The organism is Nonomuraea sp. NPDC049480, from assembly GCF_044465905.1.
Taxonomy (GTDB): Bacteria; Actinomycetota; Actinomycetes; order Streptosporangiales; family Streptosporangiaceae; genus Nonomuraea.
Window position 1 is genome coordinate 704,098 of record NZ_JBITMD010000003.1, and the last position, 16,718, is coordinate 720,815.

Consider the following 16,718-nt stretch of genomic DNA (forward strand, 5'->3'; position numbering starts at 1 on the left):
TATGCCGAAACGGTCACGCTGCGCCACCGCCCGACGAGCCGCCATGAGGATTATCGCTCCTGTCCGCTCAACACAGGCGCCCTGGTTGCCTCAGCCCGGCCAGGGCGCGATAGACACCGGCCAGGCAGGGGTGTTTGCCGCTTCCTTCCCGGCGGGGATGACCGGCTTGCGGGCGATCTCTGGCATCGGCTCTCAACACGGCTGGACGGCCCACCTTGAAGGGCGGGCCCGTCCATGCGTGTTCAGCCCTTGACGAAGCGGCGGGTCATGTACCGGCGCACCGGCGGCAGTGCGGCCAGGCGCAGCGGAAGCTGGGTCAGCCACAGCAGCAGCGGGTTGGCAGGCGCGTAGACGCCTTTGACCCGGCGGCCGAGTTTCTGCTTCTTGTCGACCTCGGGCCGCAGCGCCGTTTCCCAGGCGGCCAGGGCGGCGCCGATGTCGCCCGGGTGGCGCTCCAGTTCGGTGCCGAGCCGGTCGGCGCCGCCGACGGCCAAGGCGGAGCCGTAGCCGGCGAACAGGGTGACGCACCAGGCGGCGTCACCGAGCAGGACCACGCGGCCGCGGCTCCAGGTGGGGGCCACGACCTGGCTGATGGTGTCGAAGTAAACGGAGTCCGTCGTGGCCATGCCGGCGAGGACCTCGGGGATGATCCAGCCGAGGTCGCCGTAGACCTGCGGCAGCACCGTGGTGGGTCCGTCGGCGCGGGTGCCGGTGCCGCGGTCGGTGCGGTAGCCGAAGAAGGCGACGTTGCGGCCGTCGCCGACACTGATGACCGCGACCGTACGGCCGCGCGAGGACAGGGTGCCGGTGGTGCCGGGCGCGATCGCGTCCGGGCGCTTGTCGAGCATGTAGACGGCGACCATGTGCTCCAGGTCGAACAGGTAGTCCTCCTCAGGGCCGAAGACCAGGGCGCGGGTGGCCGAGTGCAGGCCGTCGGCGCCGATCAGCAGGTCGGCGTCTTCGATGCTGCCGTCGCTGAGGGTGACGTGCACGGTGTGCGCGTCCTGCTCGACGGCGGTGATGGTGGTGCCGAAGCGGATCTCGGCGGTGTCGCGGACCTTGTCGTACAGGACGGTTTCGATGTCGCCGCGCAGGATGTTCATCGAGCGGGGGCCCATGGTGGCGGCGATGCTCTGGCGCGTGAGGGAGAAGCGCCGCTGGCCGTTGGGCTTGTGGTAGACGAGTTCCTCGGTGACGAAGGCCCGCTTGTGGAGGTCGGGCAGGATGCCCATGCGTTCGGCGGCGTCGTAGCCGATGCCGCCGAAGGTGACGCCGTAGCCGCCGCTGCGGCGCTGTGGGGCGCGTTCGATGATGAGGCTGTCCCAGCCGATCTGGGACAGTCGCAGGGCGGCGGCCAGCCCGGCGATGCCTGCTCCGATGATGATGGCGCGCATGAAGGTTCCTTGCTGAAGCTTGGTCGAGGGTTAGAGCTGGTCGAGGACGCGCCGTTCGGCGATGGGGTCGAGCCAGGTGTCTGGGGAGGGGGCGTCGGAGCGCGGGGCGGGGTCGCCTTCGGCCTGCAGCCAGGCCCAGGTATCGGCGATCGTGTCCCGGAGCGGGCGGGTGGTCAGCCCGGCGCCGTGGGCGGCATGCACGTCGGCGTCGTGCATGCCGGTCGGCGCCGGGTCGTGCGGGAAACGCAGCCCGAACTCCATGCCCAGCCACACGCCTTCCCGGCGCAGCAGTTCCTCGGGCGCCCACACCAGTTCGGCGTCGAAGCCGGTCACCTCCAGCGCCGTCTCCAAGAATTGCCCGATCGTCACCTCGCCAGGGTGGCCGGTCACCGTGTAGGCGCCGCCGATGCCGCGTTCGGCGCACCGCAGCATCCAGGCGGTCATGTCGCGGACGTCGATGTACTGCAGGGACGCATCAGCCGGCCCAGGCGCCAGCGCCCGGCCGCCTTTTTCCAGGCGGCGCAGCCACCAGGGGACGCGGCCGACGTCCTCGTACGGTCCCAGGATCATCCCGGCCCTGGCCAGCAGCGCTCGCTCTCCGTAGGCCTCGATGACGGCCAGCTCACCGCCGCGCTTGGCGGCGGCGTAGTCGTCACTGTCGTCGCTTTCGGGGTCGCCGTCGACGAGCGGGGCGCTCTCGTCCGCGGCTGCAGGCCACGGCCAGCGATGTACGCTGCGGCTGGAGACGTAGCTGTAGTGTCCGGTACGGCCTGCCAGCAGGCGGGCGCTGTCGCGCACGACGCGTGGGGCCCAGGCCCAGGTGTCGATGACGGCATCCCACTCCTGGCCGGAGAGCGCGGCGGTGACCGCCGGGGTGTCGGTGCGGTCGGCGATGAGCGCCCGAACGCCGAGGGCCGGTGGGCGGCTGAGGCCGCGGTTGAGCGTGGTCACCTCATCGCCCCGCTCCAGCGCGGTCTCGACGATGGCGCGGCCCACGTGGTGAGTGCCGCCTAGCACGAGCAGCTTCATGACGCTCCAGGACTGAGGGGCAGCCAGAGGGCTGACGGGTAGTCGAGATCGTGGAAGATCTCGTGATCTGATGCACGCAGCTCGCGCGAGGTGGCCAGTGGTTGGCCGGTGCCGGGGTTGCGGCCGTAGCGGGGGTGAGCGCCGCTGGAGATCTGCAGCCGGATCCGGTGGCCGCGTGCGAAGCGGTGGGCCACCGGCCACAGCGCGATGTCCACCGTGCGCGCCTCACCCTGGATATCGCCGTCCTGGTTCAGGCGGATGATTCCGTCGCAGAGGTTGAGCGACTGGCCGCGGGGGCTCACGTCGCACAGGCGGGCCACGTAGTCGACGTGCGGGATGGACGAGCGGGCGTGCAGCCGGACACGGACCGGGCCGATCGCCTCCACATCCGTCTCCAGCGGGGCGGTGGTGAAGGTAAGCACGTCCGGCCTGGCCTCGATGGTGCGGTTGTCTTTCGGGCCCGAGGACCTGCTCACCGCCGTCCCGCCCACGGTGGGGGTCGGATCACCAGGGTCGTAGCGGTACCGGCTAGGGCTCGCCTCCGGCCTGGGTTCCGCGCGGCTCAGCTGTCCACCAGGATGCAGATACCAGCTGGTGGGCTCGTGGGCGGGCGGCCAGCCGGGCAGGTCCAACCACCGGTTGGCTCCGGTGACGAACACCCGCACCGCCGAAGGAGCGTTCTCCCCGGTCATGGCGGCATCCAGAGCGGCAAGGGCGTCCTTCATGCCTTCGCGGGTGTACAGGCCCTTGCCATGCCCCCATGGCCCGACCAGCAGCCGGACCTCCCGTCCGGCGGCCAGCAGACGGGCATGGTCCTCCAGCATGCCCGGCAGGAAGAAGTCGTACCAGCCGCCCTGCAAGTACACGCGGGGCGGCATCCGCTCGACGTTGGCGCGGTGATCCATGCGCGCCCAGTACTCCTGGTGCGGGCCGTGCGCGATCCACTCCTGAAACCAGCTCACCCGGTGCCCGGTCAACGCCCGATCGGCCTGCTCCATCGGGAGGGCGAGGGTGGCGCGGCGCAGCGTGCGACCAGCGGTGACCGTGGCCAGCAGTTGCCGGGTGAGGGAGAAGTTGCCGCTGAACATGGTGTCCACGAGCTGGACCCAGCCCAGCGCGTTGCCCAGCGCAAAAGCACCGCCCGGGTACATGAAATGCTCGGCGAAGGCCGACGGCGCGTCCTGAATCACCGCGATCTTCCACTCCGGGATGTGCCGGGCGGCCAGCTCCCACTGGACGAAGCCCAGGTAGCTGGCTCCCCAGGTGGCCAGCACGCCGCCGAACCACGACTGGTCACGCAGCCAGCTCAGCGTGCCGTCGGCGTCGGCCGAGTCGATGACGAAGCCGTCGAAGCGACCCCCGGAGCCGGCCGTGCCGCGCAGGCTCTCATACAGCACCTGATAGCCGCGCTCGGCCAGCAGCTTCGGCAGCTGGTCCAGCGCATTGCCTCTGCCATAAGGGCTGCGCAGCAGCACCAGCGGTGGCCGGTCGACATCTGCCGGGTAGTAATGGGTCGCCAACAGCCGCACGCCGTCGGCGGCGGGGACCTCGACGTTGCGCCGTACGCGGACCGGGTGCCGGATGGCGGGTCGCACGCCGTACAGGCGGCTGAGCAGGGTCATCGGGGTCATCTCCTCGTCGACGGATGTGGCTGTCACATCGCCGACCAGGCTTCCCGGCACACCATCGGTCCTCCGCACGCCGGAGCCCGATACTCGACAACATACCGAAGTTTCGGAATTTTCTGAAGGCATGTGAGTTTCGATACTCTGCACAGCATGAGCGACAGGCAAAAGCGGTGGCAGGCGGCCGAACATCTCGCCCTGACATTGACCGACGGCGGGCTGCAGCGCATGGCCGCACGCACCCTGGCCGTCTTCCTCTTCACCGACCAGGAGAGCGTCACTGCCGGCGAGATCGCCGAACGCCTCGACGCCAGCGCCGGATCGGTCTCCGGGGCGGTCAAGTCACTGCTGTCGGTCGGCCTGATCGAACGCCTACCCGCCCCCGGCAGCCGCCGCGAGCACTACCGTCTGCGCGACGATGCCTGGGCCATCTTGTTCACCAGCCAGAACACCGTCATCCAGGTCATGATCCAAGCCGCGCAGACCGGCATCGACACCACCACGGCCGACGACCCCGCCCACCAGCGGCTGACCCAGATGCGCGACTTCTACCAATTCATGCTGGGCGAGATTCCTGCACTGCTCGAACGCTGGCAGCAGCACCAGCACAGCCCGCCCCGCCAGGCCTGACTTCCGCCCACAGCAACGCTCGATACCCGCCCTGCCGCGTGGTCGCCTCGTCGTGCCCGCCGAGGCGGGCACGACGCTGGGGGACGCGAACCGGTCTGCGAGATGGCATCCATGGTTGCTAGAGGATCATCAACCCGCTACCGAAATACCACTGAGCGAGATCAGAGAGATTTCTCAATCCCGACATTGCACCAGAGTTTGATCTACCTCAAACTTGTCCCTTCCGGATGAGGTTGGTGGCCGGGACGTGGCCTGCGGCCCGACATCTTGGTCTGAACGGTTTCGAGCGGAGTTGTTCAGGTCTTTCTGTCGGCGAGAGGACTCAAACGTCCGGGTATATGAGAAGTTCTCCCCATAGGTCGCGAACATCGGAAAGATGGCCGTATGGATCCGGAAGCCCGTGCCTCCGACCGGGACCGGGAGACAACCGTCGTACGCCTCCAGCGGGCGTATGTCGACGGCCGCCTGGCCTCGGAGGAGATGGAGTCGCGTGTCGAACGCGCCCTGACCGCCGTGTCCCATGGGGACCTTGCCAAGTTGACGGCCGACCTGCCCGAACGCCCCGGCGAGGTGGTGACCCTCACCTCGAAGGCCGGCAAGATCGTGCGTACCGGTCAGTGGCGGGTACCCCGGGTGCTGCGCATCGAGTCCGAGTTCGCTGACCCGCGCCTGGACCTGACCGAAGCGGAGATCGACTACCCGGAGATCATCCTGGATCTCCACCTGAGTTTCGGCTCCGCCCGCATCACGTTGCCACAGGGCGCCAGCGCCGACACCGATGAGGTGACCTGCGAGTGGAGCGGCGTGTCGTCCGAGGCTCCGGGCGCGGCGCGACCGGGCCTGCTGCACGTGCGGGTAACCGGCGAACTCAGCTTCAGCAAGGTCCGCATCGGCTACCGAGGGGCCACAAGGCGCCGCTGGTTCACCCGCTGAGGCGAATCAGAGGGCGGTCTTCCTCGGCCGCAGTGACTACGAGAGCTGGCGCCAGGACCGCCTCGACGCCGACCCGCCTCGGTCCGACTTCTGGCGCGCCAACGCTGACACGTTCGACTGGGGCGGCTACTGACGCTCCGCGACAACGGTGCCGACGCCAACGCAGGTTCGAGATCCCCGCCGACTACTCAGCGCAGGAAGCCGCTGACATCTCATGTCGCCGTCCTTCCGGGCTCTGGATCTCGCGGTCGCTCAACAAGCATTCTGCCCCCAAAGATCGGAGCCGAAGGCGAACTCCGACAACTCAACCTGAACACCGACACGAGCGCCGACAACGACACGCGGATACCGACCGCTTCAACTGCAAGCGACAAAACTAACTGCACCTGTCACATTGCTTTACAAGAGCAGTCATGAATTGGACTAAAGGTATCTGCGATACGTCGGGCAACACCCGCTCTCGGCGGTCCTGCCGTCGTCGCTGCTACCGCTGTCTGAACGGCCTGTGATGCGTCCTGAGAAGGGGCGGAACGGGGAAGATAACCTGACATGGCCCAAGGCGGACCCGATGTTTCTGTGCCGGATCAGGTGGAGACCTTCCAGTGGTCGGTGAGCCAGGCCAGGTTCGACGCGTGGCGTTCGTGGGCGAGACGCTCTCGTTCGAAGAGGGCTTCTGTCTTGGTCAGCACCAGGGTGTACGGGCGGCCCTGCCGTCTGGTCTCGTGACGGACGGGTAGCTCCGCGTCGTCTATCCGGGCGTGGACATGCCTGCGCTTGTCCTTTGCGAGCGGCCAGTCGAGAGCACGCCGTTCGGGACGTTGGAGGAACGTGCCGAGCACTTCGCACAGCTCGCACGCGCATCCGGTGGGCAGCTCGATCGACCAGTCGCCCGGCGCGCGTCGTGGCTGCGCCAGTAATGCCCGGATCCGTTCGGCACAGTTGATGGCCAGCTCGCCGAAGCCCGCTTGGTGCCCCCCAGCGGCGCGCAGCGTGGCCATCGCCAGCACGTGCGCCCGATCGCCGGCCGTCCGCGCGAGCTTGTGGGCCTCCTCCAGTACGCCCGTCGATCCCAGCTGGGCCGCGGCCGCGATGATCCCGGAGCATGGTGCCCCCAGGGGGGTCAGCCATGCTTCATGCCGGGAGGTGAGGGGCCCGTCGAGCGCTGGACCGACCTGGCCCGCGAACATCGTCCACGACAGATCGACGATGCGGCAGGCGGCCGTGGTGGACGGTCCCCCCTCCACCGAAAACGCGGTACACAGTCGTGGGAGATTCTCGAGCCATTCCAGCGGCGCCTGGGCGAGGCCGTAGGAGCCGGGGCGCCAGCTCTCGGACCAGTCGTGCAGCAGACCGTCGATCCAGGTGTCGCCGTAATGCGCCGCCAGGCCGGCGAATGCCGGGGCGTGTCCGGGGACCAGCCGCTCCAGCGCGAACGGCCGCAGAAGCATGGCGGCGATTTGCGCGTCATCCAGCTCCCTGGCTGCTTCCAGCGCCTTGCGGAGAAGTTGGGTCTGGTCGGCGTAACGGCCTGCGGCGTGCCAGAAGGACTCCAGCGACCGCGCCGCCTCACGGGCCTCCGCGATCTCGCCGGCGCGGGCCATCGCAGTGAGCTCGTCCAGCGCCCATCCCGGAGACGCCTCGGCCCGGCTGGCGAAGCCCTGCCCCCGTGGCCAGATGACCAGCGCCGCTCGCCGGTACCAGCGGTCCAGGGTGTTGCCGTAGTTACCCATATAACCCTCGTACTCCGAGGAGTAGGGCGTCATATCAGCCGTCGGGGTCGTCGAAGCCACCTCGGCGTCGCTGAGGTCCAGGGAGATGTCCTCAAGCCGCCCTGTTTCCGGGCCGATCCAGTGGGCCAGCGTGGTGGAGGTCTCGATCAGATCCTGAAGGACGTACTGCCTGTCGTCCGCCCCGCGCGAGTCCTCGTAGTCGTCGGGGTCCTCGTCCTCATAGTCGCCGTACCACGCATCCTCGTCCTCGCCGGGATCGTAGGCGTCCCAGGTCTCCTGGATCTCCGCGAGGGCCAGGGTGATCTCGCAACCCGCCCGCTCCGCCGCAGCCCGCAGCAGGGCGCCCCGCGCGGCGTCGGAGCCTTTCAACCGGGACCAGCTCAGCCCGCGGGCGGTGTACTCATGGTCGAGGAGGTACGCCAGCCGCGCTGGCGGATCACCCCTGCGATGGCTGTACGGAAGGACGACCGGGGTGGTGAAGTGCGTGTGAAGGCAGGCCGCGAGATCACCGACCAGCGGATGCTCGGCCGCCACAGCCTGGCTGTCGCCCGTCAGGAGCAGGTTGTAGGTGAGGGTGACGCGGTTGCCCGACTTCACGGGAAGAACCCGGTGCCGGCAGTCGGCGTAGAAGGCCACCAGCGAGACCGCGGTCTTCAGTCCCCGGTATTTCTTGGTCTGCCCCTGATGCTCGACGACGAGCTCGCCGCCGGTGTGCGCGGACGGCAGCGTCACCACCAAGGTCGCGACCATCGCGTCGTCCTTCTCGGAATCCTGGTGGGCGACGAAGAACTGCCCGGTCTCGTACAGGAGCATGGAGTGCAGCTCCGGCGTGAGCTCGCAGTGCGGCGGCAGCCCCAGCTCCGCGCGCATCCCGTCGAGGACGGCCGCGAACGCCTCCGTCCACTCGACGCGCACCAGCTCCTGGGAAATCTCCCAAGTGTCGCGAACCTCCGGGTCGGTCAGGGTCTGCGCGCCGCGCCCGAATCGCGCGCGGCGGCCGAGCTCGTGTAGGTGGGATGCCTGCTCGTCGGGGACGGGGAACCGCAGCGGACCGACCCCATCGACCACCACCGACAGATCGCTCTTGGGAAGCTTCCGATAGACGCTGGACGCGGCCGGCTCCGCCGACGCATCGAGCAACTCGGCCAGTCGTTCACGGGCCATGCCAGGCACGGAATCCTCCCTTTTCTGTCGCGGGACCAAAGCTACTGCGTGGGGAGAGCGCTCCGGCGGGGGCTTTCAAGAACGCAGTCCGCGGCTGCCGAAGACCACGACCGGGAACTCTGCGCGGTACCTACATCGGCCAGCGGTGACTCCACGCCCTCGATGTCACGCGCTACCTCCAACTGATCACGGGAGAAGGCGGCGCGCGAGTCGCTCGGCGTTGAGTGCGCGGGTGGCATCGTCGACGGCTTGCCGGTCAGTGAGGTCGACGCCGCGATCGGTGAGGGCGGCGGCGATCTGTTTGGCGAGGCGCCATGAGATGTACCTTGCACCGCCCGCTGGGATGCCGTCGCCGTACGCGGCGTGTGATGATCAGTTTCGCCTTCTTCAGGGAGTGGCGCGCGTGACAGTGGATCTTTCCGTGATTGAGGATTTCTCCACCACGTTCACCGCCCACGACGACATCGCGGGCCAGTTTTGGGGAGAGGTGGTCGGCATCCTCGCCCGGTAGCCGACCCATCACATCCCTCCCGAGCGGTTACTGACGGTGCGCGCCAAGGTTCACCGGGCCCTGGCACTGCGATCATCTTCTGCTGGGGCCTCATGCCGGCGACGGGCACCGACATCTACCGCGATTGCGTCGTCCTTGCGGCCCAGGTGGTAGGAGACGGTGGCGGTGGCCAGCGCGGCGCCCCAGATCGGCCAGAAGCACTCCGGCAGCCAGGCACCCCATTCGGACAGGGCGAACCGGCCTGCGATCGTCCACCGAATGTAGGTCAGCCCGGCCACAGTAACGACGATCGAGACGAATGCGGCCGGGATGACCGCCAGCAGGGGCGGTACCCGCCTGCCGCGCAGGACGGGAATCCAGCGCGGGAAGATCTCTCCCCATCGCTGAGTCAGCCCCAGGGTGAGCACGCCGCCGAACGCGCCGAAGGTCGCCAGATAGGCGCCCGCCAGCCACAGGCCATCCTCGCCTTCGGCCAGGAACTTCGGGCTCACGCCGAGCGGGATGCCCAGCGCCCACGCCCACCGGGTGGCGCAGTACACCAGAGGCACCACGACGGCCACGTACACGGCTGTGCGCCCCCGATGCCGGGTGAACCAACGCGTGCGGGCCTGGCTACGGCCATACGCCAGCGCCGCGGCGGCCAGCAGCAGTCCGCCCAGCATGCAGACGAGCTGATTCAGGACGGGCCATGGCCAGGCATCGGCGAAGGTGGCGCCGCCCAGACTCCAGCCGAAGACTGGCGCCACCAGCAGCAGCGGCGTGTAGGCGACGCCCATCATCAGCCGGGAGTCGGGAACCACCAGCACCAGGCTCGCGGCGATCGGCCAGGCCAGCAACAACGGAGCACGGCGATCGCTCCTGCGGGTGAGCGCCAGCGCCGTCACCGCGGTGAGCAGGCTCAAGGCGGCAATCCACCAGCCGAAGCGGGGCGTCGTCCCGGCCAGGATGGACAGCGCCCCGTCCGGGTCGGGGTCGGAGGCGCCCCAGGGGAAGCCGGGCAGCCCGAGCGCCCACGCCGAGCCGAGCACGCCATAGGTGAGCGCCCAGAGTGCCGTCGCGTAGCCGCGCCAGGCAGAAGTGATGGTTTTCATGTGATCAGCGTCGCCGGGCGGCAGACCGGCGGGCCAGATGCCGTTCGGCACCTCCGGCCGCCGGCAAAGGTGCCGAACGGCACCTGTGGCCGGGTTTCCGGGTGGACGTATCGTCGGTCCGGTGAGCTGGATGTGGATTGCCGTGTCGATATCGCTGCTGGTTCCCGTCGCAGTGGCGGCGGCGGCGCTGTCGCGGTCGTCGCTCGGGTCGCGTCTGCCCGCGCTGACATGCGTGGCCGCGGCGGCGTCGCTGGCCGTCACGCTGGCTCACGTCATCGGCGCTGTGCAACCCGAGCCGGGCGCCGCCGCACTGGGGATGATCGAGAGCCTGGCGCTCATGACGCTGGTCGGCCTGGTCGTTCGGTACGCGCCGGCACGGCAGGCGGCGGTGGCCGCGCCGGCGGCGGGCATGGTCGCGTCCACCTGGCTGCTGCGCTTCTTCGCCCCCGCCTCGCCGCTGGAAGGGCTGGGCGCGTGCGTGTTCTGGGGGTTGGGTGCGCTTCTGGCCGCAGCTGTGGGGGGTTATCTGCGGTTTCTCGATGTACGGCAGAGCCGCGCCGTGGCCGGCACCCGCACCGCATTGCGACTTCAGCTGGCCAGAGACCTGCACGATTTCGTCGCCCACGACATCAGCGAAATGGTGGCGCACGCCCAGGCGGGCAGGGTCGCGGGCGATCCGCTGCAGGCGCTCGAACGCGTCGAATCAGCAGGCCAGCGCGCCATGTCGATGCTGGACCGCACCCTCGACATGCTGCACCACGACCGGCCCCACACCCCCGCCGGTGGCCTCAGCGGCATCCGCGAGGCAGCCGAACGGTTCTCCGCCGCCGGCCCCGCACCGGTCCACCTGCGCATGGTCCCGCAGGTAGCGGTCCCTGCGGAGACCGCGGCCCTGGCCTACCGGATCGTGATCGAAGGACTGACCAACGTCCGGCGGCACGCTCCCCACGCCAGCCGCGTCGAGCTCGGCATCAGCGCCGGATCCGGCCTCCTGGAGATCAAGATGACCAACGACGGCGTGAGACGAGCGCGAAGCGGCCGGCGCGGCGGGTCCGGCCTGCCCGGCCTGACCGCACTCGTGGAGGAACAGGGCGGCGAGCTGGTCACGCAGGCCGTACCGGATGGGTGGTCGCTGACCGCGCACCTGCCGCTGGCACAATCGCCGGAGTGTCCACCCGCATTCTCATCGCCGACGACCAGGAAGGCATTCGAAGCGCCTTCCGCATGATCCTCGACGCCCAGCCCGATATGACCGTCGTGGCCGAGGCCGCCGACGGCCGCACCGCGATCGACACCGCCAAGACGATCAAACCCGACGTCGTGCTCGCCGACATCCGGATGCCCGGAGCCGACGGCATCGAGGTGGCCAGCGCCCTTGCCGGCACCGGCATCCACGTGGTGATCGTCACCACCTTCGGACTCGACGAGTACGTTCACGCGGCGCTGCGGCACGGCGCCGCGGGGTTCATCCTCAAACGCTCCGGACCCACTCTGCTCATCGAGGCCATCAGGGCCGCGATGAACGGCGACATGCTCATCAGCCCGCAGCTCACCGTCCGGCTGCTGCGCCAGCACGGCCTGCCGCACGAGACGCCGAACGTCGTTCTCACCGAGCGGGAAGACGACATCGTGGCACTGGTCGCGCGCGGCAAGACCAACGCCGAGATCGCCGCGGAACTTTTCCTCTCCCCGGGCACGGTGAAGAACCACATCGCGGCCATCCAGCGCAAGACCGGAGCCAGAAACCGCGTCGCCATCGCGGCCTGGGCATGGGCGACCGGCAGAGCCGAGCCCTGATCGCGTACACCGGCTCGGCTGTAGAGGGGCCCAGCCGCGACCGGGCATGCGAGGCGCGGGCCCGCTGCCGTACTTCAGGGCGTTTGAATCGTCCGGCCACCAGCGCAAACGCGGCATCCAGGCTCGCCTGCAGACGAGCGGCGCTGAGATGTTCTACTCTGGCCAACGCGGCCACCGCATGATCTTCAGTTCCATCACACCTGAATGATCACAGCGGTGGCCGTTCCTTTTTCAATCGGGATATACCCGGGCAGACCCAGGTGGTCCTAGGCGTCCCAGGCATGTCCAGGCACGCCTCTTCAGGGAGGAAGTGCGGCTGGAGTACTAGGACATAAGCCGCAATCTACTCAAATCAAATGCCCTCTGAAATGGTCAGTGCCTGGACGGTGCCAGATGGGCGCGCTCTCCCTGCGCGCTGAACAGGGTGAGCAACTCCGCGGGCCGGCTGTCGGCGCTGCCGATCCAGTGCGGTATGCGGGTGTCGAACTCTGCGGCCTCGCCGACGCCGAGCCGGAACTCCTGCTCGCCGAGCACGAACCTGACGTGTCCGTTGAGGACGTAGAACCACTCGTATCCCTCGTGGGTCTGCAGGTTCATCGTGGGCGCTCGGCCGGCGGGTGGATAGATCACCTTGTAGGCCTGGATACCGCCGGCCCGCCTGGTCAGTGGCACCATCACCAGCCCGGATCGCCGCACTGGTCGCAGGTGGATGCGCGGGTCGCCGGTGGGCGGCGCCGCAACCAGATCATCGAGCGGGACGCCGTGCGCCCGGGCCAGCGGCAGTAGCTGCTCCAGCGTGGGGCGGAGCTTACCGTTCTCGAGACGGGACAGGGTGCTCGCCGTGAGGCCGGTCTCGTTCGCCAGCGCCGCCAGTGTGGCACTTCGCGCCCGGCGCAGGGCACGCAGACGCGGCCCGACTCCGGCCAAAACGTCTCCTGCGAGGTTGCTCATTCCTGCGGGGTTGTCCATGTCCTGATGATGCGGATCCGCAACTTTCCTTGCAAGAAGGAAACAGCGGTGGCGATGCTGTCGGCACATCACCGGCGTCGAAAGTGCGTATCGGATCACGCTCGGCACGCCGGCCGACGAAGGGGTGACTCAGATGGATTCCGCCAGACGCCGACGACCCACCGCCGACGCCGCGAGCAACCAGGGCGCGACGGACGAGGACGCCGAGCTGTTCTGGGAGCAGCACTACCGCACCCGGCGTACCTGGGGCGCACGCGCCAACCCGCTGCTTGCCGAGACCGTCGCACCGCTGCACCCCGGCGCCGCCCTGGATCTGGGCTGCGGCGCCGGCGGCGACGCCATCTGGCTCGCCCAGCGGGGCTGGCACGTCACCGCCGTGGACATCTCCACCACCGCCGTCGAACGGGTGCGGGAACGCGCCCGCGATCTCGGCGTCGCGGACCGGGTCGCCACCGAACAGCACGATCTGGCCAGAAACTTCCCGGCCGGCCAGTTCGATCTCGTCTCCGCCCAGTACCTCCACACCCCGTTCCCGTTGCTCCGCAGCCGAGTCCTGCGCACCGCCGCACGGGCCCTGCGCCCCGGCGGTCTGCTGCTGATCGTCGACCACGGCTCCACCGCGCCCTGGTCGTGGAACCAGGACCCCGACATCCACTACCCCACACCCACCGAGATCGCCGCCGAACTTGATCTCGACCCCGCGCACTGGTCCGTCCTGCGCGCCGACATGCCCCGCCGCCGGGCCACCGGACCCGCTGGTGAGACCGCCACCGTCATCGACAACATCCTGCTCGTCCAGCGAACCGCCCGATGACCACCGCAACTACCCGACGTCACGTCGGAACGGAGTGACTCCATGCCAGAAAACCGCGCGCAGCGATCCAGGACACGGGCGAAGGACACCACGCCTCCGCGGACTGGCGCCGACGAGAAGGCCACCCTGCGGGGCTTCCTCGACTATCTGCGGAACGCGGTCGCGGACAAGGTTGCGGGCGTGCCGGAACCGCAGGTCCGAATGGGCGGGGTACCCTCGGGCACCAGCCTTCTCGGGCTGCTCAGGCATCTGGCGTTCGTCGAACGGTTCTACTTCCTCGGTGAGGACGTCGGCGACTGGCGCGCGACCATGCGGCCGTCCGCGGAGGACACCGTCGACGGCGTGCTCGCCGACTACCGAAAGACCGTCGAGCGAGCGAACCAGGTCATCGACGCCTGCCCAGATCTGGCCCTTCCCGCCCCGCGACCCCCGCGCCCAGGGCCGGCACCATCGATGCGATGGGTCCTGGTGCACATGATCGAAGAGACCGGCCGGCACGCTGGCCACGCCGACATCCTCCGCGAGCAGATCGACGGATCCACCGGCCGCTGACAAGCCGGCTAGCCCTGTTTTCCGCACGTGTGTGATCTTCAGCGGAGGTCTCGGGGGTCGGTGTCGAGGAGATCCAGGAGGCGGAGTTGGAGGCCGGTGGGTTGTGGGACGGTCGGGGGTGACCGGCCGGTGCCCGGGATGAGCCGGATGCCGGCCAGGGCGTCGCAGATGCAGGTTGGTGACGGCCAGTGGTCCTTTGAACGCGGCGTGGCGGCGTTCGACGGCTTCTTGGCCTTTGGAGTGACGCAGCACTGTTCGGCGTCGGCGGCCTCGAGGGGCAGGTTGGTCAGCAGGGCGTACCAGCCGTCGGTGGTGGCTTCGGCGTCGAGCGTGGCCTGGTCGAAGTGCCAGGCCAGGGTGGTGGCCTGCAGGTTCGTGGAAAATGTCTGTTTCTGGAGGCGGCCTCAGATAGGAGATGTGGATCTCTGGTCCGTGGCTGGTCCGTGAGAGACGTCAAACCGCTCGGACTGTGGTGTGGAGCCGTCCGCCGAATGACTACTGAGCGTGATGGTGCATCGACGGCACTCGCCTATTGCGATGGGGACATCAAGTCGCGTAGGACCTCATCCAGCGGATCCAGTCGGACATCGATCGCCCACTTTCCGCGTTCGGACCGTGGGGATCACGGAATGCAGCTCGTCGGCGTATTGACGTATGGCCTGCGCCCGCTGCCGGCCGTCCATCTCGTCGGTCAACACGCGAAGACGGTCCTGGGGGAGCGCGGTCGGAGGTTTCATGCTGTCACCGCACACCCCGGAGGGTCGGCCTGCAACCGATGCCCGAACTTCATGAAACGGAACTTGATCGGTTCCAGCGCTCGCCGCAGACAGGGTGCTGGGGTGCGATCGGCGATCGAGCTGCGGACGCGCTGGCTGGAGACCATCCCGCTGGTGATTGTGCGCGCAGGAATGTACGCCCGTGACGGCCGGGAGATGGAGACCGTGGGCCGAACTCTTCTGGAGAACCTCTGCTTCATCGACGAGCGCGAGGACGATTTCGCCGCCATCGACCGGATGTTCGCCGATCGCTACGGTAAGCACGGCGTTCACGGTCCCTTCGCGGCGATGTTCGGGGCGGACCGCAGATGCGTGGAGGAAGTGGCGTCCGTCTACGCCGAGCATTTCCACCGTCTTGGCTATCTGCAGGTCGCCCACGAGCTCGACGAGGGTCGCTGGGCGGGTCTGCTCGGTACGGTGCGGAACCGGTTCGAGGGGCAGGACGTCCGCCGCAGCGAGGTCCAGGCGGCCTTCGGCCCACCCGGGCTTGTCGTCGGCAAACGCATCCTCTGCTACGTGTCGACCACGGGCGACTGGGCGTTCTTCGACTGCTGGGACGAGCCTACGAGGCGTTACGTTGCTGGAGCGGGTACCTACGAGTCCCTCGCGGAAGTCGATCCGTTGGTCTGCTCGATCCGCATTCCGGCGGCCGATTTCGAGAGCGGCCTTGTACTCACCCTGTACGGCAAGGTCCTGCGCTGGGGGCCGGCTGGTGGATCCATCACCCGAGCGCGAACGCCTCGGAGGAGTCCCTGGCGACCGCCGCGCAACTGCGGGGGATCGAGGGAGATGATCCTTCGATCGGGCTGGATCGACGCCGATAGGGGGGAGATTCCCCGGATTGCCGCCCTTGGCACTTGGCGACAGCAGCGGCAGAGAGGCAGCGCCGCGCGAGGTACGAGTCCCACTGGGAATCAAGAGTCCGACCGCTACACCGAGGTCGCCTGTTTGATGGCCGTGCCGATGCGGCCCTTGGACTCGATGGACGAGGCCGCTGCCGCCGGGTGTGCGCGATCCGATCACGTCGCGCGGTCGCCGCCGAGCACACTTTCCAGCTCGTGGCCTGTCACCTGGCCGTGGATGGCCGCCTGCTGGACAGCGATCGGCCCATCCCGCTGGCGGAGCTCCATGATCACCTGTCATCGCGGACACTGTCCAACGCTGGACGCGGTGCGTTCTGGTGTGACGTGATTATCCGCGCCCGCCGCCCCCCTGTGCCAAGCAGTCAGAGGAGATCGTCCAAAGCGCCGCGACGACGCTCTGCGCCGACCTGTCGAAGAAGATCGGCGAGGTGCTCGGCGGGGTCGAGTCGCCTGACACGGGTAAGGTCCGTCTCGCGTCCGACGTGCTGCGTCGCCTGCCGGCGACATGCGTGCCGTTTCGCTGAGCAGGATATGTGGTTCAACTTCCGAAGCGGTGGTTACGAAATCGGGTTCGTGTGGCAGAACAGCGGCCCGCCCGGTGCGGTCCTCAACCTCCTCCTCGCGAACAGCGGCGCCGGAGAAGTCGCGCCGTCGCCGCCCGGACCGGTACGGCCGTCGTCGTGGCGTTGACCGGGGTGAAGGTCCCCATCGAGGTCGCGCCTCCATCGCATCTGCCGATCGCCGCCCGGATCAGCATCCCCGGGCCGCTGGATAGGTATCGCCGGCCCACCCCGCCGGTACGGCTTAGGCACGCGTTTCCGGTCTCTGCGATGATCCCTT

General features: G+C 68.6%; 13 protein-coding genes. 7 read left to right on the forward strand and 6 right to left on the reverse strand.

Annotated features, from left to right (window positions below; translation table 11 throughout):
* Positions 1–242: 242 nt before the first annotated feature.
* The 3 genes from ACIBX3_RS12970 to ACIBX3_RS12980 are packed head-to-tail and all read right to left on the reverse strand — an operon-like array spanning position 243 to position 4,081.
* Positions 243–1,394: an FAD-dependent oxidoreductase gene (locus ACIBX3_RS12970; RefSeq protein WP_397116267.1), complete on the reverse strand. Its 1,152-nt coding sequence runs from the start codon at positions 1,392–1,394 to the stop codon at positions 243–245.
* 30 nt (positions 1,395–1,424) lie between these two features.
* Positions 1,425–2,423 carry an NAD-dependent epimerase/dehydratase family protein gene (locus ACIBX3_RS12975; protein WP_397116269.1) on the reverse strand — a complete coding sequence of 333 codons (999 nt, stop codon included), beginning with the start codon at positions 2,421–2,423 and terminating at the stop codon, positions 1,425–1,427.
* Positions 2,420–4,081 (reverse strand): CocE/NonD family hydrolase, encoded by a 1,662-nt coding sequence (locus ACIBX3_RS12980; RefSeq protein WP_397116271.1) that lies wholly within the window; start codon positions 4,079–4,081, stop codon positions 2,420–2,422. Before ACIBX3_RS12980 ends, ACIBX3_RS12975 begins: the two co-directional genes overlap by 4 nt.
* 120 nt (positions 4,082–4,201) lie before the next feature.
* Here ACIBX3_RS12980 and ACIBX3_RS12985 point away from each other — a divergent pair, with 120 nt between their 5' ends.
* A complete protein-coding gene (locus ACIBX3_RS12985; protein WP_397116273.1) occupies positions 4,202–4,678 on the forward strand; it encodes a GbsR/MarR family transcriptional regulator in 477 nt (158 codons plus the stop codon).
* Between the two features lie 384 nt (positions 4,679–5,062).
* A complete protein-coding gene (locus tag ACIBX3_RS12990; protein ID WP_397116275.1) occupies positions 5,063–5,611 on the forward strand; it encodes a DUF1707 domain-containing protein in 549 nt (182 codons plus the stop codon).
* A gap of 584 nt (positions 5,612–6,195) precedes the next feature.
* Here the strand turns inward: ACIBX3_RS12990 and ACIBX3_RS12995 are convergent.
* On the reverse strand, positions 6,196–8,505 hold the full coding sequence (locus ACIBX3_RS12995; RefSeq protein ID WP_397116277.1) for a 2OG-Fe(II) oxygenase: 2,310 nt from the start codon (positions 8,503–8,505) through the stop codon (positions 6,196–6,198).
* A gap of 561 nt (positions 8,506–9,066) precedes the next feature.
* Positions 9,067–10,107 (reverse strand): hypothetical protein, encoded by a 1,041-nt coding sequence (locus ACIBX3_RS13000; protein ID WP_397116279.1) that lies wholly within the window; start codon positions 10,105–10,107, stop codon positions 9,067–9,069.
* Between the two features lie 130 nt (positions 10,108–10,237).
* On the opposite strand from ACIBX3_RS13000, the gene ACIBX3_RS13005 reads away from it, so the two are divergent.
* Entirely contained in the window at positions 10,238–11,335 is a 1,098-nt protein-coding gene (locus ACIBX3_RS13005) for a sensor histidine kinase (protein ID WP_397116391.1), read from the forward strand.
* Positions 11,275–11,904, forward strand: coding sequence for a response regulator (locus tag ACIBX3_RS13010; RefSeq protein WP_397116281.1), 630 nt, complete (start codon positions 11,275–11,277; stop codon positions 11,902–11,904). Before ACIBX3_RS13005 ends, ACIBX3_RS13010 begins: the two co-directional genes overlap by 61 nt.
* A 372-nt stretch (positions 11,905–12,276) precedes the next feature.
* Here the strand turns inward: ACIBX3_RS13010 and ACIBX3_RS13015 are convergent, their stop codons facing one another.
* Positions 12,277–12,855 carry a helix-turn-helix domain-containing protein gene (locus ACIBX3_RS13015; protein ID WP_397116393.1) on the reverse strand — a complete coding sequence of 193 codons (579 nt, stop codon included), beginning with the start codon at positions 12,853–12,855 and terminating at the stop codon, positions 12,277–12,279.
* A 151-nt stretch (positions 12,856–13,006) separates the two neighbouring features.
* Here ACIBX3_RS13015 and ACIBX3_RS13020 point away from each other — a divergent pair, with 151 nt between their 5' ends.
* The 3 genes from ACIBX3_RS13020 to ACIBX3_RS13030 all read left to right on the forward strand — a co-directional run bounded on the left by ACIBX3_RS13020 (position 13,007) and on the right by ACIBX3_RS13030 (position 16,206).
* Entirely contained in the window at positions 13,007–13,687 is a 681-nt protein-coding gene (locus ACIBX3_RS13020) for an SAM-dependent methyltransferase (protein ID WP_397116283.1), read from the forward strand.
* Between the two features lie 42 nt (positions 13,688–13,729).
* Entirely contained in the window at positions 13,730–14,239 is a 510-nt protein-coding gene (locus tag ACIBX3_RS13025; RefSeq protein WP_397116285.1) for a DinB family protein, read from the forward strand.
* A gap of 839 nt (positions 14,240–15,078) precedes the next feature.
* On the forward strand, positions 15,079–16,206 hold the full coding sequence (locus tag ACIBX3_RS13030) for a hypothetical protein (protein ID WP_397116287.1): 1,128 nt from the start codon (positions 15,079–15,081) through the stop codon (positions 16,204–16,206).
* Positions 16,207–16,718: the final 512 nt, after the last annotated feature.

Bases quoted from the DNA above. Each gene is read 5' to 3' on its own strand.
- ACIBX3_RS13005 (WP_397116391.1), top strand. From the start codon at position 10,238: ATGTGGATTGCCGTGTCGATATCGCTGCTGGTTCCCGTCGCAGTGGCG.
- ACIBX3_RS12970 (WP_397116267.1), bottom strand. From the start codon at position 1,394: ATGCGCGCCATCATCATCGGAGCAGGCATCGCCGGGCTGGCCGCCGCC.
- ACIBX3_RS12990 (WP_397116275.1), top strand. From the start codon at position 5,063: ATGGATCCGGAAGCCCGTGCCTCCGACCGGGACCGGGAGACAACCGTC.
- ACIBX3_RS13000 (WP_397116279.1), bottom strand. From the start codon at position 10,107: ATGAAAACCATCACTTCTGCCTGGCGCGGCTACGCGACGGCACTCTGG.
- ACIBX3_RS13020 (WP_397116283.1), top strand. From the start codon at position 13,007: ATGGATTCCGCCAGACGCCGACGACCCACCGCCGACGCCGCGAGCAAC.
- ACIBX3_RS13025 (WP_397116285.1), top strand. From the start codon at position 13,730: ATGCCAGAAAACCGCGCGCAGCGATCCAGGACACGGGCGAAGGACACC.
- ACIBX3_RS12985 (WP_397116273.1), top strand. From the start codon at position 4,202: ATGAGCGACAGGCAAAAGCGGTGGCAGGCGGCCGAACATCTCGCCCTG.
- ACIBX3_RS13015 (WP_397116393.1), bottom strand. From the start codon at position 12,855: ATGAGCAACCTCGCAGGAGACGTTTTGGCCGGAGTCGGGCCGCGTCTG.
- ACIBX3_RS12995 (WP_397116277.1), bottom strand. From the start codon at position 8,505: ATGGCCCGTGAACGACTGGCCGAGTTGCTCGATGCGTCGGCGGAGCCG.
- ACIBX3_RS12975 (WP_397116269.1), bottom strand. From the start codon at position 2,423: ATGAAGCTGCTCGTGCTAGGCGGCACTCACCACGTGGGCCGCGCCATC.